We start from the raw sequence: 23,119 nt of genomic DNA, 5'->3' as shown, positions 1-23,119 counted from the left end.
TCATCCGGCCCTACGGGCCACCTTCTCCCCGGCGGGGAGAAGAAAAATCTGCGGCAGCGCCGTGCTCAAAGCTCAGACATCAATGCAGCTGCAGCAATGCTGTTTCGTATGGCATTGCCAAAGCGGCTTGTTCTTCTCCCCGGTCGGGAAGAAGTGCCGGAGCGAAGCGAGGCGATGATGGGGCCACCCTCACCGTATCGCTCAACATTTCACCCCGGATGCTTCTCCGACAGGAACGATTGCACCTCCGACGACGCCACATCATCAGCCACAAAAGACTGGCCGATACCGTGGGTGAGGATGAAGGTGAGCTTGCCGCCCTTGACCTTCTTGTCCTGCGCGATTGCCGTCATCAGCGTTTCGACCGGCGGCAACTCGCCGGGAATATCCTTCATCGTCGTCGGCAGGCCAACCGCCTTAAGATGTGCCTCGACGCGCGCGGCATCATCAGGGCTTGCAAGGTTGAGGCGGGCGGAGAACTGGTGCGCCAGCACCATGCCGATGGCGACGCCTTCGCCATGCACCAGCCGCTTGCTATCGTAATTGGTCGCCGCCTCCAGCGCATGGCCGAATGTATGGCCGAGATTGAGGAGGGCACGCACGCCGTTTTCCTTCTCATCCGCCACCACCACATCGGCTTTCGCCTGGCAGCTCGTTGCAATCGCCTGAATGCGGGCGGGGCCGCCGGTGCGGATGTCATCCCAGTTCTTTTCCAGCCAGAAGAAGAAGTCCGGCTTGTCGATCAATCCGTATTTGACCACTTCGGCATAACCGGCGCGGAATTCACGCGGGCTCAGCGTATCGAGCACCGCCGTATCCGCCAGCACCAGATCGGGCTGGTGGAATACGCCGATGAGGTTCTTGCCATGGCGGCTGTTGATGCCGGTCTTGCCACCGACCGATGAGTCGACCTGCGCCAGAAGCGAAGTCGGTATCTGCACGAAGCGCACGCCCCGGCGCACAATACCGGCCGCAAAACCGGCGAGATCGCCGATCACGCCGCCGCCGAGCGCGATCACCGCATCGTTACGCTCCACCCTTGCTGCCAGAACCGCATCGCAGACGGTGACCAGATGTTCGAAGCTCTTGGTCTTCTCGCCGGCCGGCAGCGTCAGCGAGACGGCCTCGATGCCATCCGTCTGCAGCCCGTCCATCAGGCCTTCGAGGTAAAGCGGCGCGACATGTTCATCGGTGATGATGGCCGCGCGCCGGCCCTTCAGCCGCGCCGAAATCTCGCCGCCCGCCCGGCCGATCAGGCCCGGCCCGATCAGAATGTCATAGGCGCGCTCGCCGAGCGGCACATGGACGAGACGTTCATCGGCGTGGATTTCGGAAGGCGTCATGGGAATCAGTCTTTCTGTTCGATGCCGGCTATGGCGGCCAGCACTTCTGTCACGATGATTTCCTTGCGGACATCGCGGGATTCGATGGTCAGATCCGCTTCGGCATAGATCGGGTAACGTTTTTCCATCAGGGCCGCGAGCGTCGCCTTGGGGTTTTCGGTCTTGAGAAGCGGGCGGTGGTCACGCTTGTTGACCCTTTCCCAGAGCACCTCGAGATCGGCCTTCAGCCACAGCGAAATACCGCCGCGCGTGATGTGCCGGCGGGTATTGTCGTTGATGAAGGCGCCGCCGCCGGTGGAGATGACCTTGGGGCCGCCGCGCAGCAGCCGCTTGATGACCCGTGTTTCCAGCGCCCGGAATTCCTCCTCGCCATAGGTGGCGAAAAGCTCGGCTATCGTCATGCGCGAAACCCGCTCGATTTCGACATCCGTATCGATGAAGGAGACCTTGAGCTGCTGGGCGACCATGCGGCCTATCGCGGATTTTCCAGCCCCCATCAGCCCGACAAAGACGATGTTGCGCCGTCCGAGCTTTGCCCGCGCTTGTTCCCCGAGTGTGGCCGGGACGGATAAATTCGTTTCATTCATAAATTTGAAAGCCCGTTTGGCATGGATATCTGCAAATGTTTACGAAGCGTCAAGCCAAATTGCTGACTGAATTGCGTTGAATCACAATCAACGCCGCATGCGGCGCGGAGTAGACGTCGGCTTTTTGATCTTGCTGCCGCTATCGCCGCACCGCATATAAGTTTCGACCGCCACCTGCACGGAGCCGCCATGCCCACCCTCTTCCGCTTCACGATGATACTGGCGACCATTGCGGGGCTGGTCTATGGCGGCATGGTGCTGCTTGTCATGTTCGTTCAGCCGCGCGACCGCGAAGTGACCGTGCGCATTCCTTCCGAGCGGCTGAACCCGCCGGCGGCTGAGCCGGCCAGGCGCACCCCATGAACGGTCAGGCGGCAGGAGGGCGCGATGGCGCGCGGCTGGAAAGCTTTCTGGAAATGATGAGCGCCGAGCGCGGCGCCGCCACAAACACACTCTCTTCCTATGAGCACGATCTTTCCGATCTGCGTGAATTTCTCGGCCAGCGCGGCCAGTCTTTGACGGAAGCAGGCACCCCGGACCTCTCCGCCTATCTGACCCATCTTTCCGCTCAGGGCTTTGCCGCCACTTCACAGGCAAGACGCCTGTCTTCCATGCGGCAATTCTATCGTTTCCTCTATTCGGAAGGACTGCGCAGCGACGACCCGACCGGCATCATCGACGCCCCGAAAAAGGGCCTCACCCTGCCGAAAACAATGAGCGTCGACGATGTGAACAGGCTTCTTGCCCTTGCCGCGCAGGAAGCCGCCACATCCGGTCCCGGCCAGCTTGCCCGCATCCGCATGCATCTGCTGCTCGAGCTTCTTTATGCCACCGGCATGCGTGTGAGCGAACTTGTCTCCCTGCCGGTTAAGGTGCTGCGTCAGGAAGGCCGCTTCCTGATGATCCGCGGCAAGGGCAACAAGGACCGCATGGTTCTTCTTTCCCGCGCCGCCATCGAGGCGATGGAAAAATACGAGGCTGCCAGAAAGGCGCTCGCGCCGGAGAAAAGCAGGGCGGCCGCTTCGCAGAAAAAACCTGAGGCACAAGAGAGCCCATGGCTGTTTCCTTCGAACAGCAAGGAAGGTCACCTGCCCCGCCAGGTCTTTGCCCGCGACCTCAAGGATATTGCCATTCGTGCGGGTCTGACCCCATCCGCGGTATCACCGCATGTCCTGCGTCATGCCTTTGCCAGCCACCTTTTGCAGAACGGCGCTGACTTGCGCGCCGTGCAGGAACTGCTGGGCCATTCCGACATTTCCACGACACAAATCTATACACATGTGCTGGAAGAACGCCTGCAAGAGCTGGTACAAACACATCACCCCCTTGCCAAACAGGGCAAAAACCTTGATTAGAGCGACCGGAACCGCCGGATAATCCGGTCAAACCTTGCGCAAAACGATCGGAAACGGATCTCATGCACAATTATCTCGACTTCGAAAAACCTATCTCGGACCTTGAAGGCAAGATCATCGAGCTGAAGAAGCTTGCCGATGAAGACGAGAGCATAGACACCTCGGAGGAGATCAACCGTCTGGAATCGCGCGTCAACGATGCGATGCAGGACATCTATTCCAAGCTGAACGCCTGGCAGAAAACGCAGGTCGCGCGCCATCCGCAGCGCCCGCATTTCGTCGATTACGCCAAGGCGCTGTTCACCGATTTCACGCCGCTTGCCGGCGACCGCAAATTTTCCGAGGACGCGGCCATTCAGGCGGGCCTTGCCCGCTTTAACGGTCAGCCCGTCGCCATCATCGGCCAGGAAAAGGGCAACGACACCAAAAGCCGCCTGAAGCACAATTTCGGTAGTCCGCGCCCGGAAGGTTACCGCAAGGCGATCCGCGTGCTGGAGCTGGCTGACCGTTTCTCGCTGCCGGTCATAACCCTCATCGACACGGCAGGCGCCTATCCCGGCGTCGGTGCGGAAGAGCGCGGACAGGCCGAAGCCATCGCCCGTTCAACGGAAATGTGCCTCAACGTCAAGGTGCCGATCGTCTCCGTCGTCATCGGCGAAGGTGGTTCGGGCGGCGCCATCGCGATTGCCACCGGCAACCGCGTCTACATGCTCGAACATGCGATCTATTCGGTGATCTCGCCGGAAGGTGCGGCCTCCATTCTCTGGCGCGATTCGACCCGCGCCAAGGAAGCTGCAACCAATATGAAGATTACCTCGGAAGATCTGAAATCTCTTGGCGTTATCGACGGAATCATTCCCGAACCGATCGGCGGCGCGCACCGTGCTCCGGAAACCGTGATCGGCGCGACCGGCGATGTGATCGCCAAGGCGCTGGCCGATCTGTCCCAGCGTTCCGGCACACAGCTGCGCGCTGAACGCCGCCAGAAGTTCCTGGATATTGGCCGGAATCTCTAACGCCGGCCTTATTTTCCTTGAATATCGCCCCAACTCGGCCATAGTCCGGTCACATCAAAAGATGTATCGGCGGCCGCGGGGCGGGTCCGATTTGAGTTAAGAAGATGTAAACGGTTAATACCGTATTTAAAATACACACGTGCTGGTGTAGAACTTGCGCCGCTTCGTGCCATCGTCTTTCGGATCAGATCATGCGTTTGACACATTTTGCCCTTCTCGCCTGCACCGCGCTCATTCTCACCGGCTGCAACGATACGCTCGAAACCGTGGAACGCGACGTTTCCCACGTCAAGAACAAGGTCGATTACCCGCTGTCTCCGTCCATCCTGGCCGAGATCGACAAAAGGGGCATGGACCGCACCTCGCCGATCATGATCCGCATCTTCAAGGAAGAAGGTGCCTTGGAAATCTGGAAGGCAAGACGCGACAACCGTTTCGAGAAGATCGCCGGTTACGAGATTTGCGCATGGTCCGGCAAACTCGGGCCCAAGGTGAAGGAAGGCGACCGGCAGGCGCCGGAAGGTTTCTACAACCTGACGCCCGCGCATCTCAATCCAAACTCGAAATATTATCTCGCCATCAATACCGGCTTTCCGAACCGCTACGATGCCGCCAATGGCCGCAACGGCACCAATCTGATGATCCATGGCGCCTGCTCATCGTCAGGCTGTTATTCGATGACGGATGCGCAGATTCTTGAAATCTACGGGTTTGCCCGTGACGCCTTCAAGGGCGGCCAGAAGACCGTGCAGCTACAGGCCTTCCCGTTCCGCATGACGGCGGAGAACATGGCCCGCCATCGCCAGAGCGAGCATCTCGAATTCTGGAAGATGCTGAAGGTCGGTTACGACAATTTCGAAGTGACCAAGCGCCCGCCGGAAGTGAATGTCTGCGAGAAGAAATACGTCTTCAACCAGCAGACGGAAGGTGGCAGCTTCAACGCCTCCGCCCAATGCCCGGCCATGAGCACACCGCCGGCGCTCGTCAGCGCGCTTTCGAGCTATGAGAAGACCTATGATATCGCCTATGAAAAGGCAATGTCGAAATATGACGGCATGGCCTGGTACGATCCGAGCGAAGCGGAGCGCAAGGCACTTGTCGCCGAAAAGCGCAAGGGCCGCGAGCCCGCCTATGCCCCGACCGGCTCTGCGCTGAAGGCCGGCAAGCTGATGAAGGAAACGGAATATGCCGCGCTGATGGAGAAGAAGGCGCAGCAGGTGACGTCTTCCTCTCCGGCCACGACCGCAACCGCCTCTTCCCTGCGCGGCCCGCGCCCTTCGGCGACACAGCCCGCCGCACCGCAATCGAACCCGGCCCCTGCAGCACCGACGATGGTTGCCTCGGCCACCCCCGCAGCAGCCACTCAGACTGGCGCTGCCGCCCAGAGCGTTCCGGTTCCGACCATGAACCCGCTTGCCTATTCCGCAGCGCCTGCACCCGAAGCGCCGGAGAAGAAGCCGTTCTGGAAGTTCTGGGCCAAGGAATGAGCGACACGGCCGACATCGTTTATGATTTGAGGGGGCTTAAATGCCCCCTTCCGGTTTTGAGAAGCCGCAAGAAACTCGCAACCCTGAAGGCAGGCGATATTCTAACTGTCGAGACGACCGATCCGATGGCGGTGATCGATATTGCCCATATGTGCAATGAGGATGGGCATAGGCTGGTGGAGACGGTGGCAGTGGGTAAAGGGCATCGGTTTCGGATTGTGAAGGGCGGGTAACCGGCGTTCCACGCTGGCGGCTGTGGTTACCCCCCTCTGCCCTGCCGGGCATCTCCCCCTCAAGGGGGGAGATCGGCAAGGAGCTTTACCACCATTTTAGTCTCAAACGTCGAGATCGGCGAAACGTCGCCACGAGTCGATCTCCCCCCTTGAGGGGGAGATGCCCGGCAGGGCAGAGGGGGGTAACCTCACCCGCCGATTTAAACGCCGTCGCGCGATCTAAAACCGCAACCCCGAAACCGCCAGCGGGTTATCCGTCATCGCCTGCCTGTCCGGCCGGTCGATGCCGGGTGCGCTTGTGAAGGCCGCGAACAGGTCCTGCACGAAAGCCTCCGGCAAATCCTTGGTAATCAGCACCATGCGCGTGCGCTGATCAGCCGGGTCCGGCCAGACTGCAAGGCGCTCAGGCGTGTGGAAAATATTCTGCACCCCATGCAGCACCAGCGGCCGAGCCGGATTATCCGACAGCTTGACGATGGCCTTCATGCGCAACAGCTTTTCCCCATGCGCCGAGCGCAGCAGATCCACGAACATGTCGATCGCCATCGGGCTGATCGGCTGATCGTGAATGATCGAAAAGGAACGGATAGAGGCATCGTGCCGGTTCACATCGTGATGATGGTGATGGTCGTCGTGATCGCCATGATGGTGGTGATGATGGCCATGGTCGTGACCATGATCATGGTGATCGTGTGCCGCCTCTTCGCCCAGCCAGCGGCCGACATCGGCATTCTTGCTGCCGGCATCGTAAAGGCCGTTGTCGAGAAGCCCCGCAGCGCTCCACTTGGTTTTGTCACCATCCTCGATTGTCGCACGCGGATTGAGCGCTTGCAGACGGGCCGTCAGCGCAGAAATCGTGGCGGCATCGGCAAGGGCGCGCTTGGTCATCACCAGACGGTCAGCCACGGCGGCCTGTTTCACCGCTTCCTGATGATTGTCGAGCGTGGAAAGGCCGTTCACGGCATCCACCACCGTAATCATGCCGTTCAGGACGAAATTCTGCGCGATGACCGGGTTGCCCATGATCGATTGCATGACCGGAGCGGGGTCGGCAAGACCGGTGGTTTCAATCACCACCCGCTTTACAGCCTTCAGCTTGCCAGTCTGTATGCCATCCATCAGTTCCGCCAGCGTGTCCACCAGCTCACCGCGCACCGTGCAGCAGAGGCAGCCTTCCGCCAGCTCAATGATGCCCTCGCCGGCGCTCTCCACCAGCAGGTGGTCGATACTGACATCGCCGAACTCATTGATGATGATCGCGGCGTCGTTCATCTCCGGATCCTTGAGAAGCCGGTTGAGAAGCGTCGATTTTCCGGCGCCGAGAAATCCGGTGATGATGGAAACCGGTATACGATCGCGAAACATGCCTTGCCTGTATGTTGAGGGCCGCTCCGATAGATCGTCGGACGATCGTCGACCCGGAACCGCGCGATAAAACAGAAATCGCCCGGAGCCGGAAGCTGCGAGCGACATTGTAATATCATAACAGATCGGACCTGCGAATACCCAATCCGCAAAGCGCATCCGCCCTCATTGAAGAGGGCGGCCCCGACGATCAGAATGTCGGGCGCGGAATAGGGATCGGCACATTGGCGAGTTCGCCCTTGGCCGAGGCACCCTTGGTGGTATTGACCGCCACGGTCTCGCTGCCAGGAATGAGGCCGGCGAAAGAATATTCCGGCGGGCGGGTCATTTCCGTGACGTAGGGAGAATGGATGACCATGCGGCCAGCTTCGTCGCGGCTTTCGCTGCGCACCTTGGCGGCCTTCGGATTGCAGATTTCAGCGCTGACATCGTTCACATCGCCGGTATCGCCATAAGGCGCCAGCGACGCGAGCGAAACGCCCTGGCCCGACGGCGCGGTCAACCCCATCTGCAGCAGATCGGCCGACTGGTCCGTTCGCCCGGCAAGGCTGTCCGCCCCCAGAACGACGGTGATGACCGAGCGACCGTTGCGCACGGCGGATGACACCTGGTTGAAACCCGAGGCACAGATAAAGCCGGTCTTCATGCCATCGGCACCATCGAAACGGCCGACAAGCATGTTGAAGTTGGCGTAATTCTTCTTGCCGGTGGTAACGCCCTCCAGCGAGAAATAATCGGCATATTCCGGGAACTCACGCTTGATGATCAGCGCCAGCAGCGCAAGGTCGCGTGCCGTCGTATATTGCCCCTTGCCGGGCAGGCCGTTGGGGTTGACGTAACGGGTGGAGCTCATGCCCAGCCGCTGCGCCTGCGCATTCATCTGCGCCACGAAATTGTCGCTGGTGCCGCCGATGGTCTCGGCAATCGCCACGGCGATGTCATTGGCGGATTTGATCAGCAGCAGCTTCAGCGCGCTGTCCATGGTCAGTTTCTGACCGGGCTTGAAATACATTTTCGAGGCCGGCTGGTCGGCGGCCTTCTTGCTCATCACCACTTCCGTCTGCGGGCTGATCTTGCCGGCCTTCATCTGCGAAAAGGCGATATAGGCGGTCATCAGCTTGGTCAGCGAGGCGGGATACCACTTGCGGAACGCTTCCTGATGGGAAATCACCTTGCCGGTTTTGACATCCACCACCATTTTCGGATTGGCATTCGCCACGGGTGCTGCGGCAACAAGGCCTGCAGTCATGATGGCAACGGCTGCGGAGAGCCGCCGGGCGGCGTTTGGCGATTTAAATATCTGTGGCAAGGCTTGTCCTCGAATTCCCGTCTTCGGTCGGGGAATGGCAATATTCACCATATATGTCCTAGCAATGGCAAAGTACATTGATTACGTCAATTATGCGGCGCACTATCCACCACGGAGGATAGGATTTTACGACATGCCGCACCGATGAACCCAGGAATGAATGAATGCCGATTTTAAACAGAGCCGCCGAACTCCAGCAGGAAGTCAGCGAATGGCGGCGTCACCTGCATGAAAACCCGGAGATTTTGTATGATGTCGACAACACCGCGGCCTTCGTTGCGGAGAAGCTGAAATCTTTCGGCGTTGACGAAATCGTGACCGGACTTGGCCGCACGGGTGTGGTCGGCATCATCAGGGGCAATCTTCCGGGTAACCGCACCATCGGATTTCGGGCGGACATGGATGCTCTTCCCATCTTCGAGGAAACCGGCAAGCCCTGGGCCTCCAAAACGGCAGGTGCGATGCATGCCTGCGGACATGACGGCCACACGGCCATGCTGCTTGGCGCCGCCAAATATCTTGCCGAGACCCGCAACTTCGCCGGCTCCATCGCGGTCATCTTCCAGCCGGCGGAAGAAGGCGGCGCGGGCGCGCTCGCCATGGTCGAGGACGGCCTGATGGAACGTTTCGGCATTAACGAGGTCTATGGCATGCACAACATGCCGGGCATTCCGCTTGGCGCCTTCGCCATCCGCAAGGGCGGCATCATGGCCGCACCCGACAAGTTCTCGATCACCGTCAAGGGTCGTGGCGGCCACGCGGCACAGCCGCACCGCACCATCGACCCGATTACCATCGGCGCGCAGATCGTCGGCAACCTGCAGATGATCGCCTCGCGCAACGCCGATCCAATCCGTTCGGTCGTCGTCTCCGTCACCCGTTTTCACGCCGGTTCCAGCCACAACATCATCCCCAACGAGGCATTGATCGCCGGCACGGTGCGCAGCCTGGATGAAACGGTGCGCGATCTGGCGCAGGATCGCATCAAGCAGATGGCTGAAGGTATTGCCCTTGCCAACGGCGCGGAAGCGGAAGTCGTCTATGAGCGCTATTGCCCGGTGACCTTCAACCACGCCGCCGAGACCGACCACGCCATCCGTGTGGCGCGCGATGTGGCGGGCGAACCGAATGTCGATCCCGATGTCGATCCTTCCATGGCGGGAGAGGATTTCTCCTTCATGCTGAAGGAAAGACCGGGCTGCTTCATCTTCATCGGTAATGGCGATTCGGCCGGGCTTCACAATCCGGGCTATGATTTCAACGACGACGCCATCGCTTACGGCATTTCCTACTGGGTGAAACTGGCCGAACAGCGCCTGACGAGCTGATTGCCGACCAACGCGAAGAAAGCCGAGGAAGAGATCGACCGCGATGAAGAACGCGGTTGATCCGCAGGCATCGTCAGGTTAAAGAGCAATTCAGTGTCCACGTAGCTCAGCAGGATAGAGCACAGGATTCCTAAGACAAATTGGGGGTTGCGCCCGGAAACGACGCAATCGATCTGCTCAAAGTCGGGGAAAGCTTCGCTGGTCTTCCAGCATGCCAATCCCGAGCCAAGCTCCGGAGAAATCCGGTGAAGGTGTAGAGACTGGATGGGCAGCACCTAAAGGCCTGATGGCTCATGGTGAAGGGACAGTCCAGACCACGAACGTCCTGTCCGATGACGACGGGACGGCTGCGAAAGCCGAAGTGGTATGAATCCTGGGGTCGGAGGTTCGAATCCTCTCGTGGACACCATTTTCCTGTTATCCGTTGCAGCCTGCTCAAGGCAGCAAGTCCTCGGCATACTACAAACGGAGGCAGCGCGCCTGCTTCGGCGTTTCCGACAGCATTCCATCGCCGCAGGCGAAATCGATGAAGGTCCGGTTCGCCCCTACCAACTGAGATTGCCGTTCCCGGCCTCTGGCTGTTTCCACGGCTACAGGCCTTTCAAAGCCCCGTCACGCCATCCCAGATCAGCTTCACCGCCACCAGCGCCACGGAAGTGTAGGTCAGCGGATAAAAGACGGAGGCCCGCATGCGGCGCACCGTCCAGGCGCCGAGCCATGTCGACACGATCGCCAGCGGAACCATCAGGGCGGCTCGCCCGAGGTTCTGCGCGCCGAAACCGCCCAAGGCGGCGTAAGGCACGAGTTTCAGGACATTGGTGATTGCAAAAAACATTACATTGGTACCCGTGAAGACCTTGGGGTCCATCCGAAGCGGCAGGAGATAGACCTGAAGCGGCGGCGCACCCGCGTGCGCCACGAAGCTGGTGTAACCCGCAAGCAGGCTCCAGAACCGCCCAGCCATCGGTCGCTCCCTTGCAACCGTGGTCAGAGCACTTTTCGCGAAGACGACACGCAGGACGAACACCGCCGAGACCACGCCAACGACCAGACGGACGACGGCGTCCGAGGTGATTTCGGCGGTCATCCATCCAAGCCCGATGCCAACGACGGCTGCTGGCAAAAGCTGGCGCATGATCCTCCAGTCGACCCAGCTGCGCCAGGCCGCAACGCCAACCATGTCCATGACGACGAGGATCGGAAGCAGGATGGCGGCCGCGGTTACGGGCGACATCACCAGCGCCATGAGCGGAACGCCAAGCAAGCTCATGCCACCGAGACCGCCCTTGGAGAGACCGACCAGCACGACCGCGAGAATGGTGACACCCAGCTCCAGAGGAGAGTTGAAAAGGGTCAAGCGCATCTCCTCGGCAATGCCGCAGGCATCCCTGCCGGATGCCGCACATAAATATCAGCCCTTTTTAGTCGGACCTTTTGACGGTAGATATCAGCGACGACCGCGCTGACGATGATCGGTTCATGGCGATCTCCTGATAGTAAGCATTCACGCCCAGAAATGTGAAGCCCGACATCAACGAAGCGTGGATCACGACACTGAAAATCTGCACCCAGCCGCCCCACAGAGGCTCGTCAAGAGTTGCTACCGCGATGGCATGACGCGCCGTCGTATTCTAAACGCTCACTCGATAAACACCCGCACGCTCGAAGCGCGGCCATCGGCGTCGATCACCGTCAGCGTCGAAAATCCCTGACCCTCCGGCCGCCATTCGCTGTTGCGGCGAAGGGAGACATCCGGCAGGGGCATGCCGTTGGCGAGCCAGCGGAAGGGCGCACGCCCACCCTGCAGCTTCAGCACCAGCGGCGAAATGCCCGACTGGCTGGAAAGCTCGACCCTTGCCCCTTCCGGCGGGTAAACGATGCGGGGGGCACTTTCCCGTCTCGAGGCGGAAAGGAGACCGCTTGCGGTCAGGGTGAAACGCCGCTGGTTGGCGGGAAGGTCGCTCACGGCGACGCGGGCGACACCGGAAGGTGCCGCCGGCATCGGCGTGATTGCCACGCCGGATTTTTCGAAAGCCTCGAACAGAATAGGGGCCGCGGTCGCGTAACCGGCAATGCCGGGCACCGCGCCGTTGTCGGCACGCCCGACCCAGACCCCGAGTACATGCCGCCCGTCAAAGCCCACCGACCAGGCATCGCGATAACCATAGCTGGTGCCGGTTTTGTAAGCGATGCCGCGCTGCTTCATGCCAAGCGGCGGCAGCACGCCGGAGAGAATGTCGGTAATATTCCAGATTGCCGCATCGGAAAACAGCCGGTCGCCCCCCAGTCGTTCAGGGAAGGAACGGATACCGTCACCCAGCCGCACGGGATCACTACTGCCGGCAAGTCCTGTATAAAGCTGCACCAGATCAACAAGCGAAATGCCGGCACCGCCAAGCGCGATGGCGAGACCCGGCGCTTCGTTTGCGGGAAGCACCAGCTTCACCCCCACCCGCCGGAAACGCACCATCAGCGCAGACGGGCTGACCGCATCCAGAAGCTTGACGGCGGGCACGTTGAGCGACAGTTGCAGCGCCTGCCGGATGCTGACATCACCCTGATAATGCATATCGAAATTGCGTGGCCGGTAACCGGAAAAATCGGCCGGTCGATCCTCGATGATGGTTTCCTGCCCGACAAGACCGTCTTCGAAAGCGAGGCCATAAATGAACGGCTTGAGGGTGGACCCCGGCGAGCGCACGGCCCGGCTCATTTCCACGAAACCACGCCTTGCCGTATCGAGATAATCCGCCGAACCGACTTCGGCGAGAATATCGCCGGTCTGCGCATCGGCCATGACGATGGCGACGGACACCTTGTCTCCAATTTTTTCTGCCGCATGGCGGGCAACGGCTTCCAGTTCCCGCTGGATCGGCAGTTTCAGCGTCGAACGCGCTTCAGCGACATTCGGAAACTTCGTCCGCGCGGCAACGGCCATATGCGGCGCATAGGATGGAAGATCTCGCCGGTTGGATGGCACGTCGGCAAGCGCCGCCCGTTCCGCCTCCCCTTCACCCACCACCCGCTCGACGGCAAGCCGTTGCAAGACGCGCTCCCGCGCCTGCTTCGCCGCCGCCGGAAAACGATCCGGGCGGCGCTTTTCGGGCAATTGCGGCAACGCCACCAGAAGGGCAGCCTCCGCCGTGTCCAGGCGGGCAGGCTCTTTGCCAAACCAGGCGAGACTTGCGGCGCGAACGCCCTCGATATTGCCACCATAGGGCGCGATGTTGAGATAGAGATCGAGGATTTCCGCCTTGCTGAGCCGTCTCTCGATCTGGAGTGCACGTGCGGCCTGCAGGAATTTCGCCGAAAACGACCGATCGGCGCGCGGTTCGATCAGCCGCGCCACCTGCATGGAAAGCGTCGAAGCGCCGGAAACGATCCTGCCGTTACTCACCAATTGCCAGCCCGAGCGCAGCAGCGCCCAGGGGTCGACGCCGTGATGATCGTAAAAGCGCTGGTCCTCATAGGCCACCAGCATGCGCAGGAATTGTGGGTCAACCTCGGCGGCCGCGGTTTTAAGCCGCCAGCGGCCATCCGGTGTCGAAAAGGCGCGCAGCAGCCGGCCGTCGCGATCCAGCACCTCGAAGGATCGTTGCCGCGCAGCCTCAAGCGGCGGCGGATAGGCCTTGTCCAGCGCATCGAGACCGAAGGCCGCGCCGCCCATAAGCAACGCGACCGTCATAGTGCCTGCGATGATTGCCTTTTTCCGGCTCATGGGGTTGCCGAGCGCACCTCCACGCGGCCTGTTGCCGTGCGGGCGGCAAATTGCGGCCGGTACATATCTTCAACCGAAGCTGCCGGATGATCATAGGTCCCGGGGGTAACGGCGCGGACCACATAAGCGAGCGCAATCTCCGAACTGTCGCCGGCCGAGCGGTCGAAGGCCGCCACGAAACGGTCGTAGCGGAATTCCGTATGCGCCGCTTCCGTTTCCGGCAGCCAGTCGAAATTCGACAGTTCCGCCGAATTGACGAGGCTCGGATTGTCGATTTCGAAACCGGAGGGCAACAGGTCCGTCACCAGAATGCGCGACTGCCAGTTATTTTGCGGGACGATATTCAGCGCCACCACATAACGCTCGTTTTGCGTGACCTCGCTCGGGTTCACCTCCTCACCATCCATGGAATAATAGGTGCGGGTGATGGTGAAGCCCTCGCCACCGGCGGCAAGCGGCTGCGAAGGCGGCGCTACCGTGGTGACAACGGCCGTGACCGGATCGGCCGAGGCATTGGCGATTTTCAGGGGAGCCGCCAGCAATTCATCGCCGCTCATCCGCTTGCCGAAGCCGCCGGTCTGCAGGTCACCGTTCACATCGAGGCGGATATCCTTGTCCTCGCCTTTGACGGCGCGGGCGGCAAGCAGCATCCATGCCTGCTCCTGGGTGCTGGTATAGGGCTTCTTTTCCCATTCCTTCGCCACCGCACCGGCAAGCTGCGGCACGACAGCCGGAACCGGGCGGCTTTCCGCCGCAAGCGCGAGTGTCGCCGCGCCATCGCGCAAAGCGGAACCGTAATCCGCTCTTGCGAAGCTGACATTGGTGGCGCGGCTTGCCATGTCGAGCGACGCACCGAACACCGTCTTCGAGCGGGCCTGATCGCCATAGAGCGAAAGGGCGGCGGCAACCTGAGCCTTGGCAAGCGGCGTCGGGAAATCAGCAAGCGCCGTATCCGCGTAATAACGCAGATCGTTGATCGCCGCCTTGCGGTTACGCGCCAGCACGTAGAGCGAATAGGCGATCTCGTTGCCGCGGTCCTTGACATTGCTGTCATAGGAAAGACCGTTCTGCAGGTTGTTCAGCGCCTGCACCATGGCCTCCTCGGGAACATCGTATTTCTGTTCCCGTGCGCGGGTCAGGAAGTCACTGATATAGGCATCGAGCCACAGATCGCCGTAACCGGGCGACCAGAGGCCGAAACTGCCGGAGCTCGACTGGAAGGACAGTACCCGGTAGATCGCCTCCTGAACCCGTTTGCGGGTATCGGGGTCTTCCGCAACGCCGCTATCCCTGGTCATTTCCGAAACATAAAGCAGCGGCAAGGCCCGGCTCGTCGTCTGCTCGGCGCAGCCGTAAGGATATTTGTCGAGCATCATCACCAGCGCCGGAATATCGAAGGCGGGCGAACGCGTGACGTTAACGGCAACCGAAGAGCCGAGCAGCATGCTGTCGGCCAGAAGATCGCCATTGATCGTCAGGCTGCTATTGGGCGCAATCTTGATTTCACGCCGCGACGTGACCGGCAGAACGGCCGGGCGAACCGGAATGTTCAGAACCTGCTCCAGCGAAATGCCGGCAGCATTGGAAACCTTGATGGTGATTGCACCATTGCCGGGCTGTTCGCCCGTCAGCGGAACGGTCAGCGAGGACTTTCCACCTTTCTGAAGCGCCAATGTCTGCGATACCTCGCCCTGATCGACCGTCAGCGCCGTATTACTGGTCACATCCAGCCGGTAATCGCCGGCCCCGCCATCGGTATTGGCGATATCGAGCCGCAATTGCGAGACATCGCCGGGCGCGAGGAATTTCGGTGCACTGGCCGTCACCACGACAGGATCGCGGATGACAGCATCGGAGACCGCATGTCCCACGCCTGTCTTCGTCCAGGCCACCGCCATGATGCGGGCCGTGCCGTTGAACTGCGGAATATCGAAGCTCACCATCGCCTTGCCGTCAACATCGAGTTCGACCGGACCGGCGAAGAAAGCCACGAGCTTTTCGGTGGGCGGGCTGCCCTGAAGTGCTGCGCCTCCGCCATCGCCGCCCGTGCGCAGGCGACCCGTAGCGCCAAGCGAACCGTCGATCAGGCGGCCATAGAGGTCGCGGATTTCCAGCCCCAGCCGGCGCTGGCCGAAATACCATTCATCCGGCTTCGGCGGCTCATAGCGGGTGAGGTTCAATATGCCGACATCGACCGCGGCAACGATGGCATAGGCCTTTTCGCCCACGCCCGCACCGGCCACGCTGATCGGGATTTCAAGCGGCTGGCGCGGCAATGTCTTTTGCGGCGCGCCGAGCGTGACGGCAAGCCTGCGCTCGGCCGGATCGACGGCAAGCCACTTGATGCCGATGGCGCGCATCGGCATGCGGCTTTCCTGCGCATCGCCGGGACGGAACAGCGTGGCCGTGACATAAGCGCCGGCGCCCCATTCTTCGGTGACGGGAATGTCGATCTCGCCGCCATCCTCGCCGATCTCGGCATTCTGCACGGCAATCAGCTTTTCCGAACCGGAAGTGATCATCAATTCGCCGGCAAACCGCGACGAAACCTTGAGTTTGGCCGTATCGCCGATCTTGTAGCTCTGCTTGTCGAGGGCAATTTCAAGCGCATCCGGCGTTTCCGTCGAGCTTGCCTCGACATAAAAACCGGCATCGAACTCAACGCTGGAGACAGGCGCGCCATTGCCCGCGCCCTCCACTTCCAGCCGGTAGCGGCCCCAGGTGACGGGTACGGAAATCTCGCCGCCATTGGCATCGACGGTCAGACTGCCAGCCTCTTGCTGCTTGGTATATTCCACCGGCTCGTAACGCCAGGAATTGCCCTGACGATACCATTGATAGTTCCGCTCGACCTTGATGAGCTTCCAGTTGAGGCCGCTCATCGCTTGTTTGGCACCGTCGGCACTGACACCGATGATGTGGAAACGGCCAACGGAGTTCTGGGCGAGGTCGCCGGAAAATTGCGGTTTGATGCCAATGACAGGCGCTTCCGCCTTGATGGGCAGCGTCAGCGAGCGCTCCACGGCGCGGCCACCGGCCTCGCGCATGCGCACGGTGATGTTGGCGGAGAGAAGCTGCGTGGTGGATGGCAGGTCGGTCAGGTCGACATTGAAGCTCGCCTTCCCCTCTTCGTCCAGCGCCGGCAAATCGGCAAGCGTGGTGCGGTTTTCCTCTTCGCTTTCCTCATCCGCCAGACCGAAGAAATAACCTTCGAAATCCGCATTCGTGCGCGTCGGCTTGATGGCGACTTCGCCTTCCAGCGTCAGGCCGGCGGCGGGAGCGCCATAAAGATACCGGCCATCCACATCAATTACCGTTTCCGCGCCCGGATCGATCTGTTTCGCCTTGCTGGAGAGATCGAACTCGGTGCGATCAGGCACGAAATCATCGACCAGAAAGCTCTTTTCGCTGATGGCCGACGTTTTCGGATCGGTGTGGATGCGCACTGTCCAGGTGCCGCGCATGGCATTTGCCTGCAACGGCAGATCAACCGCATGGCCGCCCAGCGCCTTGCCATCGCTGACGAAGCGCCGGTCCTCGACGCCGTCAGGTCGTGAGAAGATGAAGGTGAGCGGCAGATCCTCAATCGCCTTGCCGTCGACATCACGGGCCAGCGCCGCCGCATGGACGGTCTCGCCGGCGCGGTAGATGCCGCGCTCAGTCCAGCTGAACACATCGATGGCACCGGGTGCTGCACGTCCCGTCACGCCGCGGTCCGAAAGATCGAAGCCGGCGCGTGTCATGTCGAGGAACACGTAATCCTTATCGCCATTGCGCGCCGTCAGGATGGCGGGAGCCTGCGCCGCCGTGCCGCGCATCAGGCCGGCGGAAAACACCGCCCTGCCATCCGCATCCGTCTTTGCAGTACCGAGCACTTCATTATTCTTGGCGAGCAGCTGCAAATCGACGTCCGCAAGCGGCTTGGCGCTGCCAAGGGCGCGGACGAAGACGTTCAGGCCGTCTGTTCCGGCATAGGTGGTAATGCCGGTGTCGGATACGAGGAACCATTGCGTGGCGCGGGAATCCCAGGTTTCCGGCGCAGTGCCCGGCGGCACGGCGGTCAGCACATAGATGCCCGGCTTGCGCTCCGGCAGGGCCTCATCCACCGGAAAGCTTGTCACCACGTCCTTGTTGAGGTCAGGCTGGATGTCGATTGCGCCCTGCCAGACCAGCTCGCCAATCTCGTTTTCAATGCGGTCGGCATTATAACCGTCCATCTGCGTCAGAAATTGAGAGTTGGTGAGCAGCGCGGTGATGTTGCGGTCGCCGACGCGGTAAAGCTTCAGGTCGGCCTTGTCGGCATTGACTGAGACGATGGGAATGCCGCGCCGCGCAGTGCCCGGCAGCACGAAATTCTCACCCGTGAAGCGCACGCTGGCGGCGCGGTCACGCACGTAAAGATCGAGATCGACCTGTTTTTCCAGCGGCTCGTCCACCGAAGAGGGCAGGCCGGCGCGCAGCGCGATCTTGTAACGCTGGCCATGGGTCAGCCCTTCGACGCAAATCTCGCTGCCCTTCGCCTCGATGGCCTTGGGCGCGGTTCCATCAAGCGTGATGAAGGAGGAATAATCGACACCGTTCTTCACCAGAGGTTCCGAAAACTGCACGCAGGCGCGCGGGCTGACGCTATCGGTATCCACCGTATTGTTGATGACGCGGAAACCCTGCCGCGCGCGCAGATCGGCATAGGCCGCCTTCGTCTGCGCATTGTCGGATAGCCCAAGGCTTTCCTTATAGGCATTGAGTGCCGCGCGGTAGTTCTGGGTTCTTTCGAAAGCCTGTGCCAGCCGGTTCAGCGCCTCGGTGCGGGCGCTGACCGTGCGGCTCAGCTGATAGGCGTTGATGGCTGCGGAGGCTGCCTGGCCTGCAATCGCATAATTGTCGGTAACCTGCGCCGCTTTCTGAGAGAGCTCCGCCCAGAGCGCGCCATCATCCGGCGAAATCGCAAGAGCCGCCTTATAGGTCTCGACCGCATCCGGAATATTGCCCGCTGCCGCCTGCTGCCTTGCCGTTTGCAGCAGGCTTTCCAGCCCTTCCTCGCCCTGGCCATTCGCAACGAGGCCCGATTTCAGCTTGCGCGCTTCCTGTTGCAGGCTGTCCGTTACGAAGGACAGGCGCTGGGGCGCACCGATATCGGCCTCAGCCGCCACTTCCACGATCTTGCCGGCAACGGCGCCGGGAAAGGCATTCAGCTGATTGAAATCCGACTTGAGGAAACACCATTTCACCTTGGGATTGTAGGTGAAGGCCTTGCAAGCCGCGTCGCCAACGCAAATCTCGCCGCATTGCTCCAGGGAGACATTCTGTTCGGTTCTGAGATCGAAACCGAAATAATCACCATTCTGAGTGGTGACGACCTTGCGGGAAGGCTCCGCTGCCATGGCTGGAAGAAAAGCAATGGCGGTTGAGACCGCAACCAACGAGATCCGGACGAGCGCGCGCAACGACATCAGTTTTCTCCCCGCAACAGACATGTCGGGCGGGACTCTGGTCAAATCCACGCATGGTTGTCAACGCATCATCGTCAACTTGCGACATGACAATGCGTCGTGGACGCGAGGCGGACAGCACTAGTCTTCTATCTTGCGCGCTTCTGAAATCAGCATGATCGGCACGCCGTCGCGGATCGGGTAGGCAAGTCTTGCGCTTTCGGAGATCAACTCGTTGTGGGCCCGGTCGTAGGAAAGGCGCCCCTTCGTCAAAGGGCAGACCAGCAGCTCCAGCAGCTTCGGATCGACATTGCTCATCCTGTCGTCCATGGCGGCGACCCCTATTGCAGCACGTTGCCGCCCTCGCCCGACCCTTGAGCAAGAACGATTTCGGTGATGGCGATCAATGTTTCGGCCCGCGTCTTCAGGTCGGGCGCCTCCAGCAATGCCTGTTTTTCGGCCGGCCCGAAAGGAGACATCATGGAAAGCGAATTAACGAGAACGCGGTTGCCCGCCCTTTCCACGCTTTCCCAATCCGCCTCCAGCTGGTTGGCATCGAGAAATGCACGGAAAACCCGCAGCAGGTTCTCGCGGTCCACCGCCTCCTCGTCATATTCACCGGAAAGATCGGCGATGAAAGGCGCATGGCGGAAACTGCGATAGGGCTTGCCCGCATCCACCTCTTCCAGCAGTCGGAAACGGCATACTCCGGTGAGCGAAATAATGTAACGGCCGTCACCCGTTTCGGAAAAGGAGGTAATGCGACCAAGGCACCCGACGGCGCTGAGAGGACCGCCCTCCAGCCCCGCCTCGATGACGTTAAGAGCCGGCTGCACCATGCCGATGACACGGTGACCGGCCAGTGCCATATCGATCATGGCGAGATATCGCGGCTCGAAGACATTGAGCGGAAGATGGCCTTCCGGCAAAAGCAGCGCGCCCGACAATGGAAACACCGGCACGGTTTCCGGCAGATCGTCGTTCTTCACATATCTCGCATTTCCGACATGCATGGGATCAAGCCCCCTGTTCACTGCTGCCCGGCCGGCGGATCAACCGCCACGGCCGGGATATGCCCGCATTACGAAAACAGTATAGCCGAAAGCTTCCTGCGACCGGCAACTGTTGCCGGGTCCTTGAAGCCCCAGGCCTCGAAAAACTCCAGAAGCTGGCGGCGCGCGCCGTCATCGTCGAAGGTCCGGTCCTTGCGCATGACATAGAGCAGATGATCCGCCGCCTCGTCGCGTCGCCCCTGGGCGTTCAGGACCTTGGCGAGCTTCACGCGCGCCTCGAAGTGATCGGGATTGATCTCAATATCGCGTTCCAGCGCCACCGGGTCGCCAATCTTTCGGGCTTCTTCATATTGCGCGATCTTTTTCGAGACGAGCTGGATGCCCGCATCCTCGGCCAACTCTGCCGGCAGGGAAGAGAGGAGTTCGCTTGCCCGCTCATATTGACCGGCAGCAACCATGCATTCGGCGATACCGGCAATCGCGGCCGGATTTTCCGGATCAGCCTGCATGACGGCGCCAAACAATTGCGCCGCGCCGTTAAAATCGCCATCCGCCAGAAGCTGTTTCGCTTCGGCCAGAGCGGCTTCGATCTCCGCTTTCGGATCACCCGCATCGGGTCCGGCGATCTTGTCGATGAATTGCTTGATCTGGCTTTCCGGCACCGCCCCCATAAAGCCGTCGACAGGCCTGCCATCCAGGAAAGCAACAATGGCTGGAATGGACTGGATGCCGAGCTGGCCCGGAATGGATGGGTGATCATCGATATTCAGCTTCACGAGTTTCACGCGGCCATTGGCCTCGTTGACGACCTTTTCGAGTACCGGCGTGAGCTGCTTGCAAGGACCGCACCACGGCGCCCAGAAATCCACCAGAACCGGCTGGTGGCGCGATTCCTCGAGAACATCCTTGGAGAAGGCGGCCGTCGTCGTATCCTTGATATGGCCGGAGGACGCACCGTTCAGATCCCCGCTATATTGCGCGCTGCCGGACATCTGCCCGCCATAGGAACTGCCGTAAGGATTGTTCGTGCCGCTCATGCCGGTCTCCCGTAATCTCTGTCGTATTGTCTTAATTGAAGCAAAGATCGTATCTCACTCGCTGACTTTCAAGACAAGCGGCGTATGACCCGTCGCCTCCAGAAAACGAATGAGGTCGCTGTTTCCGATCGTCGTCGTCTGGTCGTTGGAAAGCGGATGGCCATTGATCAACTCGTTTTCGAGGAGCGCGCTGTCGAGCACGAAGGTAACCTGCCCGCCGGCATCGTTAATGGCGCCGAAAACCGTGACGGAACCCGGCACGACGCCCAGATATTCCAGCATTTTTTCCGGCCTGCCAAAGGACACCCGGCTTGCTGCACCAATCGTCTTGTGGACGCTCTTCAGATCGACGACCGCATTTTCCTCGACGGTCAGAACGAAATACTGATCCTTTTTGTCCTTCACAAAAAGGTTCTTCGTATGACCGCCGGGGATAAGATCACGCAGGGACTGGGACTCGGCAACGGTGTAGACCGGCTCATGCTCCTTCGTCGTGTGCGCAATACCGAGCCCGTCCAGAAACGCAAACAAGTCCGTTGCCGTCTTCGGAGAATTTTCCACCATTTCCTGCCGCCCTGTTTTTTCCAATTCCGATATGTTTGCCGCCATGATTAAGGGCGCCACCCCGGCTTGGCAACGCGTGAAAATAGAACGGGACGAAAATTCTCAATCATTTCCGCCGCTTGTCGCATTTCTCAAAGAAATTTTCGCGTTTTTGTCATTTCCCTGTTGCATTCCAAAATCGATTGAGCGATATAGCGCCCGTCGCCGCCAGTCGGACGGCCCACGGTTCAGCTTACTACCCCGGACCGATGGATTTGAGCGGGTGTAGCTCAGGGGTAGAGCACAACCTTGCCAAGGTTGGGGTCGAGGGTTCAAATCCCTTCGCCCGCTCCAAATTTCCAAGCCACAGATTTTACATTGAAATATGTGACCTTTGCTTTGCGCAGGCCGGACAATTAATATTGTTCGGCGTTCAGAGTTGTCATGGTTTTCGTTCCGCAAGCGGGCACGAAATTGCCGGCGCCTGCGGAACTTATGGAGAGAACGAGCGTTTCTCACACGAGGCTCCTAACCTCAGTTCCCCTCTGAATTGCCCGCCGCGAGCGGGCATTTTTTTGCGCTGGGGTCGCCAACGAAAAAATGCGACGCGCCCTGGAACAGCTTTAACATAAAGGGCGTTTTCTTGGGTTGATCAACGCCGGGGAAACAACCCATGTCCTCACATCTCAAAAGCCGCACCTTGATCGCCGCATTCACGATCCTTTTAGCACCGGCCGCATCTTTTGCCGCCGACATGATCGTATATAGCCATGATCAGGCTCCACGGCACAAAACACATTATCAGCAGCGCGCCATACAAAGCGCCTATTCGAATCACGCTGAAATGTGCTGCAGCGAGAATGTCGTGTCCTACCGGTCGCCCTACGAGCGACACACGGAAGTGGTCACGCTCTGCCATCCGCCACTAAACTGGCGAACAAGCCCATCAACGGCAACAATATGGTCGCCATGATCTTGCCATAATTCATTCGATGTGCTTTTGTTCACCCGCCCTTGTGGGAGGGGGTAGAGGTTGAGACCCGCCGGCTGCATTGACAGCAGGCGGGTTTCCCTTTTTTTGGCGACAGGCTACGGGCCAGCACAACGCCAGAGCCGCTTGCAGCCTTCGAAGTGTGAGAAAGGCGCGCGAATGCGCCAACCGGTTTTTTTGATTTTAGGTGAAAATGGTAGCGGGAGAGGGACTTGAACCCCCGACACGCGGATTATGATTCCGCTGCTCTAACCACCTGAGCTACCCCGCCACAGGGGAAACGTGACAGCCATGTGACCGTCCGCTCCATCAGGATGAGCGGCTTATAAGGTGCCGCTCCCCAAAGTGTCAAGCGCATGATGCGC

General features: G+C 60.2%; 18 protein-coding genes and 3 tRNA genes. 8 read left to right on the top strand and 13 right to left on the bottom strand.

Annotated features, from left to right (window positions below; genetic code table 11):
* Positions 1 to 209: 209 nt before the first annotated feature.
* Both aroB and AC1ROR_RS14070 read right to left on the bottom strand, forming a co-directional pair.
* Complete coding sequence (gene aroB, locus AC1ROR_RS14075) at positions 210 to 1,343, bottom strand: 3-dehydroquinate synthase (RefSeq protein ID WP_035222554.1); 1,134 nt, start codon at positions 1,341 to 1,343, stop codon at positions 210 to 212.
* Positions 1,344 to 1,348: 5 nt separating this feature from the next.
* Complete coding sequence (locus tag AC1ROR_RS14070) at positions 1,349 to 1,930, bottom strand: shikimate kinase (RefSeq protein ID WP_080838076.1); 582 nt, start codon at positions 1,928 to 1,930, stop codon at positions 1,349 to 1,351.
* Between the two features lie 189 nt (positions 1,931 to 2,119).
* Between AC1ROR_RS14070 and AC1ROR_RS14065 the strand changes: the two genes are divergently transcribed.
* The 5 genes from AC1ROR_RS14065 to AC1ROR_RS14045 all read left to right on the top strand — a co-directional run bounded on the left by AC1ROR_RS14065 (position 2,120) and on the right by AC1ROR_RS14045 (position 6,021).
* Positions 2,120 to 2,293, top strand: a complete 174-nt coding sequence (locus AC1ROR_RS14065) for a hypothetical protein (protein ID WP_035222550.1) — start codon at positions 2,120 to 2,122, stop codon at positions 2,291 to 2,293.
* Positions 2,290 to 3,285 carry a site-specific tyrosine recombinase XerD gene (xerD, locus tag AC1ROR_RS14060; RefSeq protein WP_498589755.1) on the top strand — a complete coding sequence of 332 codons (996 nt, stop codon included), beginning with the start codon at positions 2,290 to 2,292 and terminating at the stop codon, positions 3,283 to 3,285. The genes AC1ROR_RS14065 and xerD overlap by 4 nt, the downstream gene beginning before the upstream one ends.
* A gap of 62 nt (positions 3,286 to 3,347) precedes the next feature.
* A complete protein-coding gene (locus tag AC1ROR_RS14055; RefSeq protein WP_035222548.1) occupies positions 3,348 to 4,301 on the top strand; it encodes an acetyl-CoA carboxylase carboxyltransferase subunit alpha in 954 nt (317 codons plus the stop codon).
* A gap of 191 nt (positions 4,302 to 4,492) precedes the next feature.
* Complete coding sequence (locus tag AC1ROR_RS14050) at positions 4,493 to 5,788, top strand: L,D-transpeptidase family protein (protein ID WP_498589754.1); 1,296 nt, start codon at positions 4,493 to 4,495, stop codon at positions 5,786 to 5,788.
* Positions 5,785 to 6,021, top strand: a complete 237-nt coding sequence (locus AC1ROR_RS14045) for a sulfurtransferase TusA family protein (protein ID WP_498589753.1) — start codon at positions 5,785 to 5,787, stop codon at positions 6,019 to 6,021. Before AC1ROR_RS14050 ends, AC1ROR_RS14045 begins: the two co-directional genes overlap by 4 nt.
* 219 nt (positions 6,022 to 6,240) lie before the next feature.
* Here AC1ROR_RS14045 and AC1ROR_RS14040 read toward each other — a convergent pair whose 3' ends face one another.
* Both AC1ROR_RS14040 and AC1ROR_RS14035 read right to left on the bottom strand, forming a co-directional pair.
* Complete coding sequence (locus AC1ROR_RS14040) at positions 6,241 to 7,386, bottom strand: CobW family GTP-binding protein (protein ID WP_498589752.1); 1,146 nt, start codon at positions 7,384 to 7,386, stop codon at positions 6,241 to 6,243.
* A 190-nt stretch (positions 7,387 to 7,576) separates the two neighbouring features.
* The gene (locus AC1ROR_RS14035; protein WP_051796207.1) at positions 7,577 to 8,635 is read right to left on the bottom strand and encodes a D-alanyl-D-alanine carboxypeptidase family protein; all 1,059 of its coding nucleotides are present in this window, start codon (positions 8,633 to 8,635) and stop codon (positions 7,577 to 7,579) included.
* Between the two features lie 224 nt (positions 8,636 to 8,859).
* On the opposite strand from AC1ROR_RS14035, the gene AC1ROR_RS14030 reads away from it, so the two are divergent.
* Positions 8,860 to 10,023 (top strand): M20 aminoacylase family protein, encoded by a 1,164-nt coding sequence (locus tag AC1ROR_RS14030; RefSeq protein WP_498589751.1) that lies wholly within the window; start codon positions 8,860 to 8,862, stop codon positions 10,021 to 10,023.
* A 312-nt stretch (positions 10,024 to 10,335) separates the two neighbouring features.
* Positions 10,336 to 10,432 (top strand) — tRNA-OTHER (locus tag AC1ROR_RS14025).
* A 192-nt stretch (positions 10,433 to 10,624) separates the two neighbouring features.
* Here AC1ROR_RS14025 and AC1ROR_RS14020 read toward each other — a convergent pair.
* The 7 genes from AC1ROR_RS14020 to AC1ROR_RS13990 all read right to left on the bottom strand — a co-directional run bounded on the left by AC1ROR_RS14020 (position 10,625) and on the right by AC1ROR_RS13990 (position 21,784).
* Positions 10,625 to 11,380: a sulfite exporter TauE/SafE family protein gene (locus AC1ROR_RS14020; protein WP_498589750.1), complete on the bottom strand. Its 756-nt coding sequence runs from the start codon at positions 11,378 to 11,380 to the stop codon at positions 10,625 to 10,627.
* 282 nt (positions 11,381 to 11,662) lie between these two features.
* A complete protein-coding gene (gene pbpC, locus AC1ROR_RS14015; RefSeq protein ID WP_498589749.1) occupies positions 11,663 to 13,741 on the bottom strand; it encodes a penicillin-binding protein 1C in 2,079 nt (692 codons plus the stop codon).
* Positions 13,738 to 19,191, bottom strand: a complete 5,454-nt coding sequence (locus AC1ROR_RS14010; protein WP_498589748.1) for an alpha-2-macroglobulin family protein — start codon at positions 19,189 to 19,191, stop codon at positions 13,738 to 13,740. The genes pbpC and AC1ROR_RS14010 overlap by 4 nt, the downstream gene beginning before the upstream one ends.
* Before the next feature lie 120 nt (positions 19,192 to 19,311).
* Positions 19,312 to 19,500 (bottom strand): Trm112 family protein, encoded by a 189-nt coding sequence (locus tag AC1ROR_RS14005; RefSeq protein WP_035222506.1) that lies wholly within the window; start codon positions 19,498 to 19,500, stop codon positions 19,312 to 19,314.
* Between the two features lie 11 nt (positions 19,501 to 19,511).
* The gene (locus AC1ROR_RS14000) at positions 19,512 to 20,183 is read right to left on the bottom strand and encodes an LON peptidase substrate-binding domain-containing protein (protein ID WP_035222502.1); all 672 of its coding nucleotides are present in this window, start codon (positions 20,181 to 20,183) and stop codon (positions 19,512 to 19,514) included.
* Positions 20,184 to 20,251: 68 nt separating this feature from the next.
* On the bottom strand, positions 20,252 to 21,220 hold the full coding sequence (gene trxA, locus AC1ROR_RS13995; protein ID WP_035222499.1) for a thioredoxin: 969 nt from the start codon (positions 21,218 to 21,220) through the stop codon (positions 20,252 to 20,254).
* Positions 21,221 to 21,274: 54 nt separating this feature from the next.
* Complete coding sequence (locus tag AC1ROR_RS13990) at positions 21,275 to 21,784, bottom strand: prolyl-tRNA synthetase associated domain-containing protein (RefSeq protein ID WP_051796194.1); 510 nt, start codon at positions 21,782 to 21,784, stop codon at positions 21,275 to 21,277.
* Between the two features lie 258 nt (positions 21,785 to 22,042).
* Between AC1ROR_RS13990 and AC1ROR_RS13985 the strand changes: the two genes are divergently transcribed.
* Positions 22,043 to 22,117: transfer RNA gene (locus AC1ROR_RS13985), tRNA-Gly, on the top strand.
* Positions 22,118 to 22,297: 180 nt separating this feature from the next.
* On the opposite strand, the gene AC1ROR_RS13980 is transcribed toward AC1ROR_RS13985, so the two are convergent.
* Together AC1ROR_RS13980 and AC1ROR_RS13975 are read right to left on the bottom strand one after the other, a co-directional pair.
* A complete protein-coding gene (locus AC1ROR_RS13980; RefSeq protein WP_498589747.1) occupies positions 22,298 to 22,519 on the bottom strand; it encodes a hypothetical protein in 222 nt (73 codons plus the stop codon).
* Positions 22,520 to 22,948: 429 nt separating this feature from the next.
* A tRNA-Met gene (locus AC1ROR_RS13975) sits at positions 22,949 to 23,025 on the bottom strand.
* Positions 23,026 to 23,119 lie beyond the last annotated feature (94 nt).

This window comes from Agrobacterium sp. GW821-FHT14E08, assembly GCF_058803865.1.
Note: the sequence above shows the minus strand (reverse complement) of the source record. Positions and strands in the feature narration are given on the sequence as shown.